Raw genomic sequence first — 18382 nt, 5'->3', positions numbered from 1 at the left:
GGAATGATTTCAAATGGAATCATTCCGCTTAAGCCGCCATTGAGGCGGCGGCCAAGGTGGCGTAGCCACCGCCCGGCGAGGGACAAAACAAAAATCTGGATCATTATGTTTCCACCGGAAATCATAATGATCTAGAGCCACCCTTTGAGGCGGAACCACACCAGCGGCCCGACCGCTGAGGCAATCATAGCCAGCACCACAAGCGGATAGGCCCACGGCACGTGCAGTTCGGGCATAAATTCAAAATTCATCCCATAGAGCGAGGCGATCAGGGTCGGCGGCAGGAAGGCCACCGAGGCCACCGAGACGATCTTGATCGTCGTGTTCTGCTCCAGATTGATCACCCCCAGCGCGGCGTCGTGCAAATAGGCGATATTACCCGACACAAAAGCCGAATGGTCATTGAGCGAGGCCACATCCTTTTCCAGCGTGCGCAGCTTGTCATGGAAGGCGTTGAAGCCCGCCTCATCCGCCCCGACCAGTTCGCGGTCCAGCGTCCGCGCAAACAGCAGCAGACGACCAAACGAAACCAGACTGTCGCGGATGCGCGCCGTGTCCGACTGACAGCGCCCCAGTTCGCGCAAGACCTTTTCCAGATTGCGCCCGCGCTTGGGTGCGAAGATACGCCCGGAAATCTCATCCACGGTCGCCGACGCCTTTTCCAGCAGGTCGGCCGTGCGGTCGATCAGCACCTCCAGCAGATTGGCCAGCGCTTCGTGCGCCCGATCACAGTTTTCCGGATGGCGCACTGTGCGTTCGGCAAAAATGCTGAACGACTTGGGGTCGATATAGCGAATGGTGATCAGGTGCTGACGGTGCAGGACGAAGGTCACCGGCCCCGATTGCAGGTGGTCGAAACCGCCATAGAAAGCCACCTGCGCCGTCATGAAGGCCGCACCGTCTTCGAGATAGAGGCGCGAGGAAAACTCGATCTCCTGCATGTCCTCGCGCGTCGGCAGGTTCAACCCGACCACGCCTTCGACATAGCGTTCTTCCTCGCGGTCGGGATTGTAGAGGTCGATCCACACCCCGTCCGGCGTAATCTCACACCAGCCGGCCTCGTCCCCTGCCCCTTCGGGCGGCACCACGGTAAAGGCCCCGTCCGGGGCCGCGTCACGGCTATAGATGTTCAGCATGAGACCTCTCGAAGATCAACCTTGCATAGGCCGCTTTGTGTCGTCCTGACAAGTCAAACGCCGCTGGCGGGACCAGCGGCGTTGAAAGCATCCAGACAGAAAGGACCCGGCTCAGGCCTTGGTCTTTTCGGTTGTCTTTGCGGATTTTTTGGCGTCGGCCTCAGCGACCTTTTTGGTCCCCGATTTGTCAGCCTTGGCGGTTTTGGAGGTCTTTGCGGCCTTGTCGTCCGCTTCGGCGACGGCCTTCTTGCTGGACTTGGGAGCCGCCTTGCCGCTCTTGTCAGCCTTGGCATTGTCGGCGACCTTGGTCGTCTTGTCGCCCTTGGCCGTCTTGCTGTTTGCCTTCGCGGTGGTCGCCTTGTCGGCGTCCTTGTCCGCGACGGCCTTTTCAGTGGACGTCTTCGTCTTACTCGCCTTCGCCTTATCCGCAGCCTTGGCGTCCGGCTTCACATCGGCGGGCTTGGGCGTCACCGCATCGTCGGCCGTTGCGGAGGCCAGCGCCTGACTGCGCGGCGCTTCGGCATCGGTGGTCAGGGCATTGACCAGAGCCTTGTTGCTGGTCTTGGAGGACGTCTTCTGCGCCACCTTGTCGAACGCAGACGGCTTCTTGACGGTGGGCTTGTCGAGAACCTGAGTGACGAGGTTTTCCCCCATCTCCTGGCCCTTCTGGGCCGCCTGATAGATGAAGCCATAGGTCGGATAGACCGTGGTGCCCACATCAGCGATCGGGCCGTACCACACCTTCACCTTGCTCCAGTCGCCCTTGTCCGAGACATCGACGACGGTGACGTCTTTTTCAACCTGACCACGACGGCCACCGATGGGCGACCAGTTGGCGTGGGTGATCTGAATGACGCGATCGGTAATGACCTGAGAGACGACGGCCACGTGGCCCAGTCGCATCTTGCCCTGCGGACGGAACACGAGAACCGCACCCGCTTTCGGTGCCTGACCCTTGTCGTATTTGCCCGAAGCGCCTTCCCACCAGGTCCAGGCGTCACCGAAAATGTTCATACCCGTGATCGAACGGGCGAAGGTGACGCATTGCCAGTAGGGGGATTTCTTCTCAGCGGCCTGCGCGCCCACGGCGCCAAACGCCAGAGTCGCCGACAGGGCCAATACGCTTAGTCTTTTCAGCACACGAGCACTCCATTTGGGGCCTGATCGAGGGGCCTTCGCGGCGGTCCTCTTAGGGGTCTTACAGGGGGTGGCTGCGGGTGAAAAAGATCAGCTAAAACGCCCGCAACATTTACTTGTAGAGGTTTGATACATAACTCAGCGGCATTTACAAAGCCTTTATTTTCCAAATCGTGGTAAATTTCCCACATCCGGACAGGCCGCGCCTGAGGATGTTGCAAAAAAGTTGTTAAACATCAGTTAACTATAAATTCAGGGCGTGGGCGAAAAAAAACGAGCGTCTTTTCGCCGCACGCGGGAAAAGACGCTCGTTTTTCAGTTCTTCGTCCGCTTACGGATCAGCGCGCCAGGCGGTAAGCGAGTCGATAGCGCAGCCGGTCACCCAGATGGCGCACGACATTGCGCATCGGGAGTTCGACAATGTGATGGCCCAGCATGGCCACCGGAACAATGGCGATCAGGCCCACCGCCCACCACAGCAGCGGCAGGGGCGCATCCCCGGTGCCCAGCACCATGCCCATCACATTGAGATAGACCCACTTCCACGGCACATAGACCATGTACATGGCAAACGACACTTCGCCGAGATAGACCAGCACGCGGTTGCCCATCACGCCGCCATTGCCAAAGCGCGACACGCACAGCAGCATCAGGCCCAGCATCGGCACGATCAGGGCGTCGATCTTCAGCCACGAGGCCGCGGCAATGACGATCAGGCTGGAGGCCGCCGCCCCGATCAGCGCCACCTGGGGCGTCAGCTTGCCTGAGCGCCACACCAGATAGAGCGCACACCCCAGCATGAAGGTCGGCACGATACGCAGCGCCCCCCAGAAGACGGTGGCCGAGGTCAGCTTAAAGCCCATAAAGGCTTCGAAAATCATATACAGGCTGACGAGGAAGGTGACCGACAGGCCGACGGCCAGCCACGGACGGGCGCGCATCGACCACGCCACCGTGCCAAAGACCGGGAACAGCAGATAGGCGAACCATTCCGCCGAAATCGACCACGAGGGGTGATTAAAGGCCGCTTCGGGCGCCAGACCCCAGGCCTGAACGAGGAACAGATGCGCCGGCAGGGACGGCCAGTTGACCAGATTCTTATCAACGCTCATGCCCTTCAGCGTCGCGGCCCCCCACAGCAGGATCGCAAAGCACAACGTCGCCAGATGCAGCGGATAAACACGCGCCAGCCGGTTGACGATGAAAGACCCGTAGCGGAACCGCCCTTCCCCCAGCGACGTCATATAGACATGGCTCAGAATGAAACCCGACAGGATGAAGAACAGATCGACCCCCAGATACCCATTTTCGATGATACCGAGCGGGATCGCACCTTCAAGCGCCGACCAGTAGCTGTAGAGGATCACCCATACCGCCGCAAAGAAGCGCAGCGAGGTCAGCGGCCGGATGTTATCGGCTGCGGCCTGGGAAACGGCGGCGCGAATGGGTGTCGTCATGGGGCGGGTTCCTGTGCGGGGTGTCCTGAAATAAACCAGTCAGGCGAATTTCGACAAAGCCCTGCACGTCATATGCCACTCACGCACGAAGAAGGCCCTGCGGCACACGCTGCCACAGGGCCTTTAAGAAGCGGTGAAATCAGAAGGCTTATTTACGCTTCCAGTTGCCGGAATCGTCCTTGTAATATTCCCCGGCCTTGACCTTCGGGAAGATCACATTGCTGTAGGCGGAGGCCCCGGCGGCGGCCGGAGAGACGCCGTTTTTGGCAGCGGCTTCGGCATAGACGCGGGCGCGGCCGGCATTGATCTCATCGACCGCGGCCTTGGTGGCGGCATCGGCTGCGTCCTTGACGAGGCCCAGATAGCCGTCGGATTGCTCACCCACCGTACCGGCGGCCTTGGCGGCATCGACGGTCGCCTTGGCGGCCGCCATACCCGTCTGTTGGGCATAGGCCGGGGCGTTCAGCGCGATACCGGCGGTCAGCACGGCCGACGACACGACGACGGCGCTGAGGATCGAAAACAGGGTCTTTTTCATAGCCAAATTCCTCAGAACAGGTCCGGATTTTGTTTGACGAGGGCCTTCACATCTTCATCCAGCGAGATACGCACATTGGCGTCGAGCTTGGCGTAGATGGTGATGGGATCGACCTGTAGGCGAACCGTCGGCGTGCAGGCCGCCGTGAGCGCTACACCCGCCAGACACAGGGCGGCCATGCCCGCGCGGGCGACAGGGGATTTCAACATGAAGGGCTCCACAGCAAGAGATCATGACGTCTGGATATCAGCTATAAGCTGAACCGGGCCTGAATGACAGAGACATTCTCGGTACCGGATACGGTGCAAAATTATGTCTATTTGAGCTTCGACCAGTCGAAGCCACCCCGTTTTTGCACCTCGACATAGTCCTTAAGGAACTCATCGAGATTGTAATTCACATCCAGATTCAGATTAACCGGTGTATCGGACGGCAGGTCGAGGGGCTTTTGCGTCCAGGTGCCGCGCACGAAATCGATCCAGCTGACCAATGCTTCCTTACGCTCCGGCGGATCATAGCGCCCGACGATACGGAAGTTGAAATTCAGTTGCCCCTTGTCATCGGTATTCACCGCCGCCGACAACTCGTTATAGGCCAGATTCTCCATCGCCTGATAGGCCAGATTCTCAATCGCATTGGCGGAAGGGATCTGCGGCGGCGCGATTACTCCGGCCAATGGCCCGCGGGTGGAGACCTGCGCATTGTGGGTGACCTCACCGTCGGCCACCACATCGGTCACCGCATTGCGGCGGATCGAGACACGGCCCGGCCCTTCGCCCAGCAGGTAGCCCTTGCGCACACTGAGCTTGCCGCCACTCAGTTCAAACGGCAGCTTGCCCGACACGAAGCCGGTAAATTCAGCGTCCTTGGCGAACGGACTTGAGGCCACCACCTTGCCGAAATCGACCTTGTCAAAGCTCAGTTCCCCCTTGAGCGGCTTGGTCGTGTCGAACGGCACGTCCATCGGGGCCAGGGCAAAATCGCCGCCGTCGCTGGTGACACGCGCGCTTTCGAGCTTCAGATAATCCCCGGCAAACTGCACCACCGCCCGCACGTCTTTCAGCGGCACGACGCTGGTGACGTTGCGGATCGTCAGGGTCTGACCCGGTGCCGATTGCAGCGGAGCCAGAGAGGTAAAGTCAATCCGCCCGTTCAGCCCTTCGACCAGACCTGCCGGGCCGGTAAAGCCCATCTCATTCAGCGTCAGCAGGCCGCCTGAGGTCGAACCACCGGGCGACCAGCCGATAAAGCCTTTGAAATCGACGCGGCCTGTCGTGTCGCGCTGCACCACCCCCGCTACCATCGGCGTCAGGTCGAGCGGTTGCAGCTTTTGCGGCGCAAAGGTCAGGTTCGTCGCGGTCAGGTCAGCGCGGCCCCGGCCGCTGGCCACATCCGAGGTCAGCCTGATCTCGGCCAATGGTCCGCCGGCGCGCGCCTGTACCGCCGCATCGGCAGACGTCACGGCCAGCTTGCCGTCGAGCGTCTTGCGGCCCTGCGCCATATCACCGGCGATTAACACCGGATGGAAGCGCGGCGCGTCCAGCGCGTCCGTGGCTTTCAGGGTTTTCAGCGCCACCGTAAAGCCCAGTCCCTCGGCGTCCGCGAAGCTGCCGGCCGTAAAGGCCCCCTCGCCGCCCGCCAGCTTGACCTGATAGTCGGGCGCGGCAGCGGTCAGGCTGTCGAAGCGGCCTTCGCTGCGCCACTGACCGTTGTTCAGGGTCAGGATGGGGGCCGTCGTCGGGCACAGGCGCGTGGTTACCGCGGTCAGGCGGCCGCCAATATCGGCGCGGTCGGCGGTAAAGGGCACGCAGTCATCCAAGCGCGCCTGCAACAGGCCCGCCGCACTATAGCTGAAGCGGCCATTGGCCCTGGCCTGCGCGCCATAGACGGGCGCGAAGTTGAAACCGGCCTCAAGACTCAGGCGACCCTCCAGCGCGCCCTGCGCCCCGAAGCCAAAGTCCGACACCCGCGCCTTGAGCACAGGCAGGGTTTCGCCACTGGTCACCACCGTAAAGACGCTGCGCGCATCACTGGCGATCAGGGGAGAATGGCCTTCGGTCGTCAGGCGGATCTCACCACCGTCCAGCGGGCGGATCAGCACCGGCTTGCCCGGACGCACGGCGAAGCGGTGGCGGTTGCCCTGCCCGCTCAGCGACACACGCACAGTGTCGGCCGACAGACTGAAACGGTCGGCGGCGCGCAGCAGCGACACCATCAGGTCCGGGCCCGGCGGCGGCGCGGGCACCGGCGGTATGCCGTCCGGCAGGCGGGCATTGGCGGCGTCAAAGGCCACACGCCCGTCGGCCAGAGCTTTGGCGCGGTCGGCGGCCAGCGCGTCCATGCCGCGATAGCTGCCCTGACGGCCGTTCACATCGGTGGTCAGGGCGATTTCGTAAGCGTCTGGCCCTAAGCGGCCCGTGCCGTCCAGCCGGGCGGTCACGCCGGAAAGGCTCAGATCCCCCTGCGCGGCGCGGGCGGCCACCGCACGGCCTTCAAAACTGAGGTCGGTGCCTTCGGAGCCGTGCGCCAGCGAAAATCCGGAGAGGTCCAGCGCCGCCTCATTCAGCAACAGGGTGTCCTGTGTAAAAGCCCCGGCCTTGAGGCTTATGGAGCCATCAAGCGTCAGCGCCGAAGCCGCATCGAGGGCCAGATCGCTACGGAGCGTCATGTCCTGCGCCGTCACCCGAACGGCGCGGCCTTGCATCGTGCCGCTGCTAAAGCCGTCGAGCGTCGCCATCACCTGCGACATGCCCGAAAAGGCCACGCGCGTGTTTTCAAAATCGACCCGGCCATTGAGACCGATGGTGCTGTCGAGCCCCTGAACCGACGCCGCACCCTCAATAGCTTCGGCGCGCACGGCCAGCATACCACTGATCACGCCGTCAAAGGCCGACAGAGGCGATTTGCGCGAGGCGGCGTCCGACAACCGGCGATAAGGCAGCCGCAGGTCAAGGTCGGCGTGCACCCCGCTCACGCGCGGCAGGGGATCACCCAATTCGGCATCTGGCGCGCGCGCCGCCGGGAACAGCAACTCCGCCGCAGACAGGTTGGCGTCGATGCGCAGGGCCTCACCGGCATCGGCGTCGGGTTCGGCCTGAATGCGGATATGGCCGTCCGAAAGCTGCCCCTGCAATTGCGAACCGTTGAGCGCGCCGGGGATAAGGGTGGCGTTCAGCGCGCGCAGGCGTCCGTCTTTCAGGCTGAGCCCGCCGGTGGCGGCCAGCGTGCCATAGTCGGTTCGCACACGAATGCGCGCGTCTTCGACCAGAATCTCTTCCGGCAAGGGACCACCGCCCCCGCCGCCGCCTTTCAGCAGGCGGTCCAGACGCCCGAAACCCAATCCCTTTTTATCATAGGAAAAGCTCAACTCCGGCTTGACCAGATGGATGCGCTTAAGGCGCGTCAGCGGCTGCCCCAGCCGCCACAGGTTCAGCTCATAATCAATGTCGAAGCGTTCGATCTTCAGGTCGGGTCGTCCGGCCTCGCCCAGCACGATGCGGCCAGACACATGATCCAGACTCAGGGTGTCGATGCGCAGTTCAGAGGGAATATCGTTCGAACGCAGCCAGCCCTGCGCCACTTCGCGGGCAATGTCCTTGCGCGCCGCATAGGCGATTACACCCACCGCCGCCGCGCCCCACAGGGTCAGCAGGAGCCAGCCGCCCGCCTTCAGGTAGCGCTTGCGCTTGCCAGAGCCACCCGGCCCGCCGCCGCCAGAGCCAGTGCCACCCTTTTGGCCGCCCCCACTGCCGCCTTTCGGGCGCGGCGAAGGGGTGTCACTTCCGTTGCCAACCGCACGGGTAAAACTCGACTGGGGCGGCAGCCGCACAGGAAACAACAGCTCACCTCCATCCTCAGGCGCATCGGTCAGAATGTGGGTGCGCAACGGATCAAGCTCTCACGGGATCAAAAGGTTGGCCAAAGGTTCAGGGCAGCATTATGGCACGTAACTCTTAAAAAAACGGCTCATAACCGATTCTTTTTCTTACCGTATCCGGACCATTACGGCCCCTTTACAGGCCGCCCGGTGCGTTTTTTAGTCGCGCGTTACGCAAAGTGATAGGGTCAGAGTCTCACCCGCCGCGGGGCGTCTCGTGTCGTAAAAAACCCATAAATGCGCCCTGAAAGGGCCGGTTTAAGCCGGATATTAACCTTCGCCCCCTAATTGGGACAGACCCTTTCGTGTGCCTGCGGCCGGAAAACGGCGATATATGAGGCGGTCGCCGCCTCATTTTCGCCCTATTTCGGCGTATGCAGGGGCGTTAACACTTTCAAATTCGCGTCTGCGGCATATTGTCGGGTCGCACATTCCCTGAAACAGGGAGATACAGGCTAACTGGGCGGCGGAGAGAACGGCTCCGTTTGAGTAGAGCCCGCGTTGTGTAAACCTCGTATACCGTTTTTGGATCGTAATGGCTCAACTCGACCCTCGCCGCCAACCTGTGCGCCTGACCCCGATGGTGCTGGTCTCTGCGACCGCCCTGACGGTGGCCACTCTGGTCTGGCGCGTTTATCAGCCGCTGCCGAGCGAATTGCCGACCCTTGACCCCAGTGCGACCCTGGCGCTGGAAACCCGCGCCCTGGCCGAAGCCGCCGCGCGTCCGGGCTTCACCCAGCCCGTAAATGTGCAAATCATGGTGCGCGCCGGCGAAACCCTCAGTCAGGCCCTGACCCGTTCGGGCGTCTCCTCGACCGAGGCCAATGCTGCTGTCTCCCTTTTGTCCCAAGCCTTTGATGTGGTCAATGTCGGCAAGGGCTTAAGCCTTCAGGCCGCCATTGCCCGCCCCGAAAACGGCCGCTCCCCGGCGCAGCTTCTGGGCCTGACCGTGCGCACCGGCCCGGCCAAGCAACTGACCCTGACCACCAGCCACGACGGCTCGATGCGCCTGCGCGCGCTCGAAGAATCGGTGCGCGATGAACGCCGCGTCGCCATTGGCACCATCGACGGCTCGCTGATCACCTCTGCCACGGCGCTGGGCGCCACGCCGAACGTCACCGGTCAGGTGCTCAAGCTGTTCGCGCACAAGATCGACTTTGAACGCGACATCCAGCCGGGCGACACCTTCAAGCTGGTGTTCGACCGCAAGGTCACCGAAAGCGGCCGCGTGGTTGAATCCGGCAATCTGCTGTACGCCGAAATCAGCGCCAAAGGCCACATCACGCGCTTCTATTCCTATAAGCGTCAGGGCGATAAGGAATCGCAGTTCTTCGACGATACGGGCAAGAATATCAAAGGCTTCCTGCTGGCCACGCCGGTCGCGGCGGCCCGCACCTCGTCCGGTTTCGGTATGCGTCGTCACCCGATCCAGGGCTTTATGAAGATGCACACCGGCATCGACTTCGCCGCCGGTACAGGCACCCCCATCTACGCCGCCGGTGATGGCGTGGTGGCCGATGCCAAATGGTGGGGCGGTTACGGCCGCTGGGTGCGCGTGTCGCACAATAATGACTGGGCCACCGGCTATGCCCACATGTCGCAGATCAAGGTCCGCCCCGGTCAGCGCGTCAAGCAGGGCGAACTGATCGGCTATGTCGGCTCGACCGGCAATTCGACCGGCCCGCACCTGCACTTCGAAGTGTGGTACAAGAACCGCCCGATCAATCCGAAGGACGCCAAGGTGCCGCAGGGCACCATCCTCGCCGGTCAGGACCTCGTGGCCTTCAAGGCGCGCAAGCACGAGCTGGACACCATGATCGCCATGGCCGACCTCAAGCGCACGCAGGACAATCTGCCGTCTCAGGCGTTGGCCATGAAGACGACGCCGTACAAGTACGAAGACTCCGGCGCGGCCAACAAGCTGGTTGCCAAGACGGAACGCAAGAACATCCCGCTGCGCCCGGCCCTGTCCACCAGCCGCGGCAGCCAGTAAGCGACGAACAAAGCCCGGTTCTGCCGGGCTTTTTGTTGCGTGGTCCCTGAACCTTAAAAACGCTCCAGAAGCTGCAATGTCAACTCGACATCCCAAGCATCGTATCCCGCCACAAAATCGAGCCCCTCGAATAGCGCACGCGTAACGGCTTCGGACCGGCTCCATGTCTCAAGACAAACCCTGTCATTTGCCGTCAGTTGAGACCAGCAAAAATCACGCTCGTCCATCTCCAAAACTGCGCGTACCAATCGGCACAACTTCATTACAGACTGATCGCTCTCCACCGCTTCGAACTGGCTTAACAGGGCGAAAACCTCATTGCCGACGATGCGATTACCGACCAGCAGATCAGGAAGTTGCTGAGTGGTAAACGGAGCGTAGCAGACGAAGGGCCACGCTGCCCTGAATACTTGACGGACTGTAGCGATCTCATCGGCAGGCCACGATTTGAAGTGGGCGTAGTCCAGCTTCCTTGCCGTCAAGCTGGCGTCAAACCCAGAGCCCTGTGCGCTGACCATCAGCTCGAGTATACGCGGCAGAAAATGCTTATAATCAAGCTGGCTGCCCACTGTGTAGAGCGCCGATCCGGCGAAATTATCCAGCTTTTGGGGTGTAAGATCACGAAGAGGGGCCGACGTCAGATCGGCGAGCAGGGCCTCAGCGTTTTCTGCGGGTGAGACAGCGAGACCTCCCGGTCGCCGGTAACTGGCGAAAACTTCGTAAGCGTCATCAATCGCTTTCCGCCATGCGTTTTCACTGTCTTCACGTCTCCCCATGACAGATAGTAGGCAGAAACCGTCTGGTCTGTCACCCGGATCTTATCCCCCCCTATGCCGCAAGACATCACTCCAGCTTATCCACCCGATACAGACTTGGAAACAGTTTGATCCACGCGCCCGTCACCAGTATCGCGCCAATGCCGCCGAACAGGGCCGCGCCAATGGGCCCCAAAAGCCGCGTCGCCACGCCGCTTTCAAATTCGCCCAGCTCGTTCGACGCCCCGATAAACAGGTAAGACACCGAAGCCACCCGCCCGCGCATGGGGTCCGGCGTCACGATCTGCACCAGCGTGCCGCGCACAAAGACGCTGACCATATCCGCCGCCCCCAGCACGGCCAGCGCGGCCACCGACACGAAGATATTCGTCGAAAGCCCGAAAATAATGGTCATCAGGCCGAACACTGCCACGCCGCCGTACATCCACTTGCCGGCCTTGTACTTCAAGGGTCGCCGCGCCAGCCAGATCGCCGTCATCATGGCGCCGACCGCCGGGGCGGCCCTGAGTGCGCCATAACCGATCTCACCGGCGTGCAGAATATCGCGCGCAAAGATGGGCAGCAGCGCCGTCGCCCCACCCAGCAGCACCGCCGCCAGATCGAGCGACAGGGCGCCAAAGACGATCTTGTTGGTCCAGATATAGATGAGGCCTTCGCGCACCATCTCCATCTTGGAGCCGGTCGGCGCGTTGACGGGGTGCGTATCGGCCTTCAGCGTGGCGATCAGCACGCCCCCGATGACAAACAGCGCCGCCGAAAAGCCGTAAGCGAACATGGCCGAGACGCTGAGCAACAGGCCGCTGACCGCTGCCCCGGAGATACCGCCGATCTGAAACGCCAGGGCATTGGAGGCGATGGCGCGCGGCAAAATCGCCTTAGGCACCAGCATGGGGCCAATCGCCGATGAGGCCGGGGCAATAAAGGCACGCGACGCCCCCAGAAAGAAGGACAGCGCAATCAGGCCTGAAATCGGCGGATGATCCAGCGCCGACAGCCCCATATAGCCCAGCGCAATCACCGCCTGCGCCGTGATCGTATAGCCCATGATCTTTTTGCGGTCATAGCGATCCGCCACGATTCCCGCCGGCAGCGTAAAAGCGAACATGGCGATGAACTGCGTCAGCCCCATCAGACCGATATAGAGCGCCGCTTCGCCGATGCCGGAATCCTTGCGCGCCGTCTCATAGATCTGCCAGGCGATGACCGCGCTTTGCGACGAAAAGCCCAGCACCGAACACAGGCGGGCGATCCAGAAGTTGCGGTAGGCGGGTATGCGGAACGGGTTTTGCGACTCCGGCGGCAAAGGCGGCTCGGAAACGATTTCAGGCGAAACGGGAGGGGTCACGGCAGTATCCGGTAAATGCGTCCACGAATGATTTTACTTTCGTTCGCGGCAAAGTCGTCTTACACCACGCGCCATGACGAATATACCCGAAAACACGCTCGATCCGGTCGAATTGACCAAGGCCCTGATCAACCATCCGTCCGTGACCCCGGTGGACGCCGGGGCGATGGACCGCGTGCAGCAGACGCTGGAATCGCTCGGTTTTGCCTGTGAGCGGCTGAAGTTCGGCGAGATCGAAAACCTCTATGCGCGACGCGGGACAGCTTCGCCCAACCTGTGCTTTGCCGGTCATACGGACGTGGTGCCCGAAGGCGCGCTTGACGGCTGGCGCTCGTACCCGTTTGCGGCGACCATCGAAAACGGCGTGCTGACCGGGCGCGGAGCCGTCGATATGAAGGGCGGTATTGCGGCGTGGATCGCGGCCGTGTCGCGCTTTGAAAATGTGCCGGGGTCGCTGTCCTTCCTGATCACCGGCGACGAGGAAGGCGAGGCGTTGGACGGCACCAAAAAGGTCGTCGAACACCTGAGGCAAACGGGCGAGATCATCGACCACTGCATTGTCGGCGAGCCCACCTCTTCGGCGGTGCTGGGGGACATGATCAAGGTCGGCCGCCGCGGCTCGATCAATGCCACGATCACGGTTACGGGCAAGCAGGGCCACGTCGCCTACCCGCAGCGCGCACTCAATCCGATCCCGGTGCTGGTCGCCATCATGGCCGAACTGGACGGGCGCGTGCTGGATGAGGGCTATGAGCGCTTCCTGCCGTCGAATCTCGAAATCACCACCTTTGATGTGGCGAACAAGACCACCAACCTGATCCCGCAAACGGCCTCAGGGCGCATCAATATCCGCTTTAACCCGGCCCATTCGGGCGCGTCCTTACAGGCGTGGATCGAAGAGGTTTGCGCCCGCCATGCTGAGCGTAGCGGTGCGGTGATCGAGGTGAAGGCGGCCATTTCGGGCGAGGCCTTCCTGACTGAGGCCGGGCCGTTCGTCGATGTCATTCAGGACGCCATCCGCGACGTGCTGAAGGTCGAAGCCGATCCGTCCACCACCGGCGGCACGTCGGACGCGCGCTTTATCCGTGCGCTTTGCCCGGTGGTGGAATTCGGCCTGGTAGGCCAGACCATGCATCAGGTCAATGAAGCGACCCCGGTGCAGGACCTCTATGACCTGACCGAGGCCTATGCGGCGCTGATCGCCAGATATTTCAAGGTGTTCGCCTAATTCTCCTCCCTGTGCCGAAGGCATGGGGAGGTAGCACTGAGCGCAGCGAAGTGACGGGGGGCACAACGCCTAGCCTCTCAGCGCGCGCTAACCTTGGGAGTCGCCCCCCTCCGCCTCGACGCGCTTCGCTTGCTCGGCACCTCCCCAAACCTGCGGTTTAGGGAGGAGATTATATCGAGCTGCGGCTTTGGAAATCCGGTTCCGGTTCAAAGGTGACGTGCGTCAGACACAGGCCTTCCGGCGGGGCCACCTGCCCGCAGGCGCGGCGGTCGCGGGCTTCCAGCGCCGCCTTGACGTCGGCCACCGTCCAGCGCCCGATCCCCGCCTCGACCAGCGTCCCGGTCATCGAGCGCACCTGACGATGCAGGAAGGAGCGTGAGGCAAAGACGAGGTGAATCTCCTCCCCCACGCGCTTCACCCGTGCGATATCCAGCGTCTTGATGGGGGACGCCGCCTGACACTCCGTGTCGCGGAAGGTGGTGAAATCATGCCGCCCGATCAGGTGCTGCGCCGCCGCAGCCATCACCTCGGCGTCCAGCGGCTTCTTGACGTGCCACACCCGCCCCTGCTCCAGCGCGGGCGGCGCGCGGCGGTTGAGGATGCGATAAAGATACATGCGCCCCGTCGCCGAAAAGCGCGCCGAAAAGTCGTCATCGACGATGGCCGCTTCGCGCACGGCAATCGGTTCGGGCACCAGATAGGCGTTCATGGCGTCGCGCACCACATCGGGCCGGTAGGTCTTCGGCAGATCAAAGGTGATCACCTGCCCCGACGCATGAACGCCCGTATCGGTACGCCCGGCCGCCGTGATGCGCAGTGTTTCGCCCGAAAAGCCCAGAATAGCGCGCTCCAGCGACCCCTGTACGGTGGGCAGGTTGTCCTGAGCCTGAAACCCCTTGTACGGGCGGCCATCATATTCAACGAGGCAGGAATAGCGGGGCATCAGACATCGGAACCTTTCATACTCCCCCAGCGTGCTGGGGGAGGTGGATCGATACCATCAGGTATCGAGACGGTGGGGGGCTTTCGGCAGGCCCCCACCACCGCATCTCGCGCTGAGCGCTTCGTGAGGTCCCCCTCCCCGGCACACCGGGGAGGTATAGGTGTTGCGCCTCATCCCAAACGATCCCCGACGCTCAGGCCCACGCCATTGAGGAACTCGGCGGCCTCCTGCGCGCCCTTGCCTTCGCGCTGCACGCGCTCGAGTTCGATCACGCCGTCGCCCGTGGCAAGGCGCAGGCCCGGCCCGATCAGCGTGCCCGGCGCGGCGTCGGTCGTGGCCTCATCGACGCGCGACATCAGCACCTTGAGCCGCTGCTCGCCCTTTGGCGTCGTCAGGACCGTCCACGCGCCCGGAAACGGCGACAGGCCCCGGATGTGCCAGTCGAGTTCGCGGGCCGGCCGGCTCCAGTCGATGCGCGCCTCTTCGGAGGTGATCTTTTTGGCGTAGGTGACCTCGCCGACCTGCGGCTCGCCCTCCGGCTGGCTGCGCTCGATGGCCGCCAGCGCCACCGGCAGCAGCGATGCCCCCAGCCCAGCCAGCTTATCGTGCAGGGTCTGGGCTGTGTCCTGCGCCGTGATTTCGACGCGGCCAGACAATATGACCGGCCCTTCGTCCAAACCTTCGGACATCCGCATCACCTGCACGCCGGTATGCGTGTCACCGGCCATGATCGCCCGCTGGATGGGCGCCGCCCCGCGCCAGCGCGGCAGCAGCGAGGCATGGAGGTTGAAACAACCGAGCGGCGGGTGCTCCAGCACCTCGCGCTTCAAAATCTGGCCGTAGGCGACAACGATGGCCGCGTCGATGTCCAGCGCCTGAAATTCAGCGATGGCCTCAGGCGACTTCATCGACTTCGGCGTGCGTACCGGCAAACCCAGGCTGTCGGCAAAGGCGTGCACCGGCGACGGGGTCAGCACCTGCCCCCGTCCCTTGGGCGCGGGCGGCTGCGAATAGACGCAGACGATCTCATGACCGGCGGCGACCAGTTCAGCCAGAGCCTTCACGGCAAAATCGGGGGTGCCCATAAAGGCCAAACGCATAGGATTACTCCGCAAAAGACAAAAGCGCATCCGGTGGACGCGCTTTTGGCTCAATTCAAAGGGCTATGCAAGTTATGCTACGCGTTTGAGCTTTCTAACCTTCGTCACCGCCCGGTCGCGTTTCAGCTTCGACAGGTGGTCGATAAACAGCACACCGTTCAGGTGGTCCATCTCGTGCTGGATGCAGGTGGCGTAGAGGCCGTCGCACTCTTCGATCACCTCTTCGCCCTGATAGTTCAGGTATTTCAGCCGCACGCGCGCCGGGCGCCTCACCTCGTCATAGACTTCGGGCACCGACAGGCAACCTTCGTCATAGGTGGACAACTCCTCCGACGCCCAGAGGATTTCCGGATTGACGAAGTAACGCGGCTGCTTCGGCGCCGGGGCGTCTTCGGGCAGGTCGTCCGGGCGCTCCTGAAGGTCCATGACGATAACGCGGATCGGTTCGCCGATCTGGATTGCCGCCAGCCCGATGCCGGGCGCGTCGTACATGGTCTCCAGCATGTCGTCCATCAGAGCGCGCAGTTCGTCGGTCACGCCCCCTTCAACGGGTTTGGACACCTGCTTGAGCAGCGGATGGGGTACAGTGATGATGTCTCTAATGGCCATGCCGCTAAAATAAGAAGCCGCCCCGCGCGGGTCAAGGCATTCGCGCTTCGCCGCTGACGATTGCTTACAAATCAATCCCTTGGCCAATGCCATTCACGAAGCGCCAGTGACCCACCGTCCGTTGACGTAGGCAGAGGCCCCTTTCGCGCATCTTTTGCCCCACCATTGTCGGGTCGCATTACATCGGGGTCATCGCAACGCAATCAAACGAGGCTTCCATGTTCAAACCCGCTCTTATCGCCGCCCTGATGGGCCTTGTCGCCCTGCCCGCCAGCGCCGAAACCCTGACGGTACAGTTTTCCAAACTGACGCCTAAGGGCACGCTGATGGTGGCCCTCTATAAGGGCGAAGAGGCCTATAAAGGCGGCAAGCCCGTCGCCGCTCAGCAGGTCGCCGTCAGTGCTGACACAGCTACCGCCACCTTCGACGTCGAACCGGGTCAGTACGGCCTGAAGATGTTCCACGACGTCAATGGCAACGGCAAGATGGACACCAATCCCTTCGGTATGCCGGTCGAGCCCTTCGCCTTCTCCAACAATGCCAAGGGCCGCATGGGCCCGGCGACGTGGGCCGACGCCGTCTTTGAGGTCAAGGGCGACACCACGCAAGACATCGCGTTTTAAGGAGGCGTTCCGATGACCGACCTGTCCCGCCGTTCCTTCCTGACCGCGCTGGGCGGCGCAGGCCTGATGGCCGCCGCGCCGACATCCTGGGCCGCCGCGGCCGCCACCGCCAATTTTTCGGAAGGCTGGCGTCTGGCCGTCGCCAACGCCCCGGCTGAAGGCTACGCCCCCTCCACCCTCACCCGCCTGAGCGGCAAGATGCCGGCGGGCCTGAGTGGCACGCTCTACCGCAATGGCCCGGCGTGGTTCCGCTATGGCAACGACGTCACCGGCCACTGGTTTGACGGCGACGGCATGATCCAGAAATACGACCTCAGTGCCGACGGCGTGCGCCACACGGGCCGCTTCGTCGATACAGTCAAACGCCGCGTCGAACAGCAAAAACAGGCCATCGTCATGCCGGGCTTCGGCACCAAGGGCCGCGCCGATGCCCCGGTGACCAGCAATGACGATGTCAACGCCGCCAATACCTCGGTCCTGCGCGTCGGGGACGAATTGTGGGCCCTGTGGGAAGGCGGCTCACCCTACCGCCTCGATGCGCAGACCCTGCTCACCAAGGGCCCCAAAACCTTCCGCGACGACCTGAAAGGGCTGGCCTTTCTGGCCCACCCCAAGGTCGAACCGTCGGGCCGCATCTGGAGCGCCGGGTTCATGGGCGACAAGGCATGGATCTGGCAGCTCAGCCCGTCGGGAGAGATGGAGCGCGGCGAGCTGGTCCAGCTTCCCGCCGCCGGTTACGCCCACGACTGGGTGGTCAGCGAACGCCACCTGATCCTCCCCATGCAGCCTCTGATCGCCGAACGGCGCACGCCGCCCTTCGTTGATACGCTGGTCTGGCGTCCCGATCAGCCGATCCGCATTCTGGTCGTTGAAAAGGCCGACCTGTCGAAGCGGCGTCTGTATGAGCTGCCCGCCGCCACCTACTTTCACACGGGCGACGCCTGGGAAGACACCGATGGCACGATCCGCTTCGATGTCTGTCTGGCCAGTTCGCCAAAGTTCGGTCTGAGCGGGGCGCGTGATCTGGTGAAGGGTATTTATAACGCCGGTAATGATGAGGAGGCGCATCTGGCCCTGATCACGCTGCGCCCGGACGGTCGCGCCGAAATGCAGGCGACGGGGGTCTCGTCGGAGTTTCCGCAGACCGATCATCGCTTTCAGGGGCTGCGCCGCGACCGCGTCGTGCACGTCGGCGGCTATATTGAGGGCCGTCTGGGGGCGCACGCCCTGTCGGCCTTCGACTGGAAGACCGGCAAGGCGCAAACGCACGATTTCGGCCCGGACGCCATTGTCGAAGAGGCCCTGTTCGTCCCGCGTCCGGCCCACCACGGCGGCACAGGTCAGGAGATGGACGGCTGGATGGTCGGCACGGTGCTCAATCTGAAAGCTAAGTCCACAGAACTGCATGTGTTTGATGCCAAAAACCTCAGCGCCGGACCGGTGGGCTCATGGCGATCGGCGCACGCCACCCCGCTGGGCTTCCACGGGACGTTTGCTTAAATATACCTCCCCGCTGGCGGGGAGCGACTGTGTTGGAAGTCAAGGGAGATGATGTGTCCATTTGATGCCATCGCGCAACATGGCGTTGAGGCAGGTAAGCAGTTTTCTAGCGACGGCGAT

At 62.6% G+C, this 18382-nt stretch carries 15 protein-coding genes; 4 read left to right on the top strand and 11 right to left on the bottom strand.

All coding sequences use genetic code 11. The features are described from left to right. Window positions 1–131 precede the first annotated feature (131 nt). The 6 genes from Q0072_RS01275 to Q0072_RS01250 form a co-directional block, all read right to left on the bottom strand. The gene (locus Q0072_RS01275) at window positions 132–1136 is read right to left on the bottom strand and encodes a magnesium transporter CorA family protein (protein WP_298324591.1); all 1005 of its coding nucleotides are present in this window, start codon (window positions 1134–1136) and stop codon (window positions 132–134) included. 111 nt (window positions 1137–1247) lie between these two features. Next, window positions 1248–2276 (bottom strand): CHAP domain-containing protein, encoded by a 1029-nt coding sequence (locus Q0072_RS21855; protein ID WP_366941764.1) that lies wholly within the window; start codon window positions 2274–2276, stop codon window positions 1248–1250. 335 nt (window positions 2277–2611) lie between these two features. Then, a complete protein-coding gene (locus Q0072_RS01265) occupies window positions 2612–3730 on the bottom strand; it encodes an acyltransferase (protein ID WP_298324588.1) in 1119 nt (372 codons plus the stop codon). Window positions 3731–3878: 148 nt separating this feature from the next. Further along, window positions 3879–4268 carry a DUF1318 domain-containing protein gene (locus tag Q0072_RS01260; protein WP_298324583.1) on the bottom strand — a complete coding sequence of 130 codons (390 nt, stop codon included), beginning with the start codon at window positions 4266–4268 and terminating at the stop codon, window positions 3879–3881. Window positions 4269–4279: 11 nt separating this feature from the next. Next, window positions 4280–4447 carry a YnbE family lipoprotein gene (locus tag Q0072_RS01255; RefSeq protein WP_168148129.1) on the bottom strand — a complete coding sequence of 56 codons (168 nt, stop codon included), beginning with the start codon at window positions 4445–4447 and terminating at the stop codon, window positions 4280–4282. A gap of 137 nt (window positions 4448–4584) precedes the next feature. Further along, window positions 4585–8154, bottom strand: coding sequence for a YdbH domain-containing protein (locus Q0072_RS01250; RefSeq protein ID WP_298324581.1), 3570 nt, complete (start codon window positions 8152–8154; stop codon window positions 4585–4587). A 526-nt stretch (window positions 8155–8680) separates the two neighbouring features. Here Q0072_RS01250 and Q0072_RS01245 point away from each other — a divergent pair. Beyond that, a complete protein-coding gene (locus tag Q0072_RS01245) occupies window positions 8681–10138 on the top strand; it encodes a M23 family metallopeptidase (RefSeq protein ID WP_298324578.1) in 1458 nt (485 codons plus the stop codon). Window positions 10139–10191: 53 nt separating this feature from the next. On the opposite strand, the gene Q0072_RS01240 is transcribed toward Q0072_RS01245, so the two are convergent. Both Q0072_RS01240 and Q0072_RS01235 read right to left on the bottom strand, forming a co-directional pair. Beyond that, window positions 10192–10914: a hypothetical protein gene (locus Q0072_RS01240; protein WP_298324575.1), complete on the bottom strand. Its 723-nt coding sequence runs from the start codon at window positions 10912–10914 to the stop codon at window positions 10192–10194. A 67-nt stretch (window positions 10915–10981) separates the two neighbouring features. Beyond that, window positions 10982–12259, bottom strand: coding sequence for an MFS transporter (locus Q0072_RS01235; RefSeq protein WP_298324573.1), 1278 nt, complete (start codon window positions 12257–12259; stop codon window positions 10982–10984). Between the two features lie 73 nt (window positions 12260–12332). Between Q0072_RS01235 and dapE the strand changes: the two genes are divergently transcribed. Further along, a complete protein-coding gene (gene dapE, locus Q0072_RS01230; RefSeq protein ID WP_298324570.1) occupies window positions 12333–13487 on the top strand; it encodes a succinyl-diaminopimelate desuccinylase in 1155 nt (384 codons plus the stop codon). Between the two features lie 169 nt (window positions 13488–13656). On the opposite strand, the gene truA is transcribed toward dapE, so the two are convergent. The 3 genes from truA to def form a co-directional block, all read right to left on the bottom strand. Further along, entirely contained in the window at window positions 13657–14430 is a 774-nt protein-coding gene (truA, locus tag Q0072_RS01225; RefSeq protein WP_298324568.1) for a tRNA pseudouridine(38-40) synthase TruA, read from the bottom strand. Between the two features lie 170 nt (window positions 14431–14600). Beyond that, window positions 14601–15530 (bottom strand): methionyl-tRNA formyltransferase, encoded by a 930-nt coding sequence (fmt, locus tag Q0072_RS01220; RefSeq protein ID WP_298324566.1) that lies wholly within the window; start codon window positions 15528–15530, stop codon window positions 14601–14603. A gap of 72 nt (window positions 15531–15602) precedes the next feature. Further along, the gene (def, locus tag Q0072_RS01215; RefSeq protein ID WP_298324593.1) at window positions 15603–16139 is read right to left on the bottom strand and encodes a peptide deformylase; all 537 of its coding nucleotides are present in this window, start codon (window positions 16137–16139) and stop codon (window positions 15603–15605) included. A gap of 218 nt (window positions 16140–16357) precedes the next feature. Between def and Q0072_RS01210 the strand changes: the two genes are divergently transcribed. Together Q0072_RS01210 and Q0072_RS01205 are read left to right on the top strand one after the other, a co-directional pair. Further along, window positions 16358–16762: a DUF2141 domain-containing protein gene (locus Q0072_RS01210; RefSeq protein WP_298324563.1), complete on the top strand. Its 405-nt coding sequence runs from the start codon at window positions 16358–16360 to the stop codon at window positions 16760–16762. 12 nt (window positions 16763–16774) lie between these two features. After that, entirely contained in the window at window positions 16775–18262 is a 1488-nt protein-coding gene (locus Q0072_RS01205; protein ID WP_298324561.1) for a carotenoid oxygenase family protein, read from the top strand. Window positions 18263–18382 lie beyond the last annotated feature (120 nt).

It is taken from the genome of Asticcacaulis sp., assembly GCF_027484505.1.
In the GTDB taxonomy this organism is placed as follows: Bacteria; Pseudomonadota; Alphaproteobacteria; order Caulobacterales; family Caulobacteraceae; genus Asticcacaulis.
Note: the sequence above shows the minus strand (reverse complement) of the source record. Positions and strands in the feature narration are given on the sequence as shown.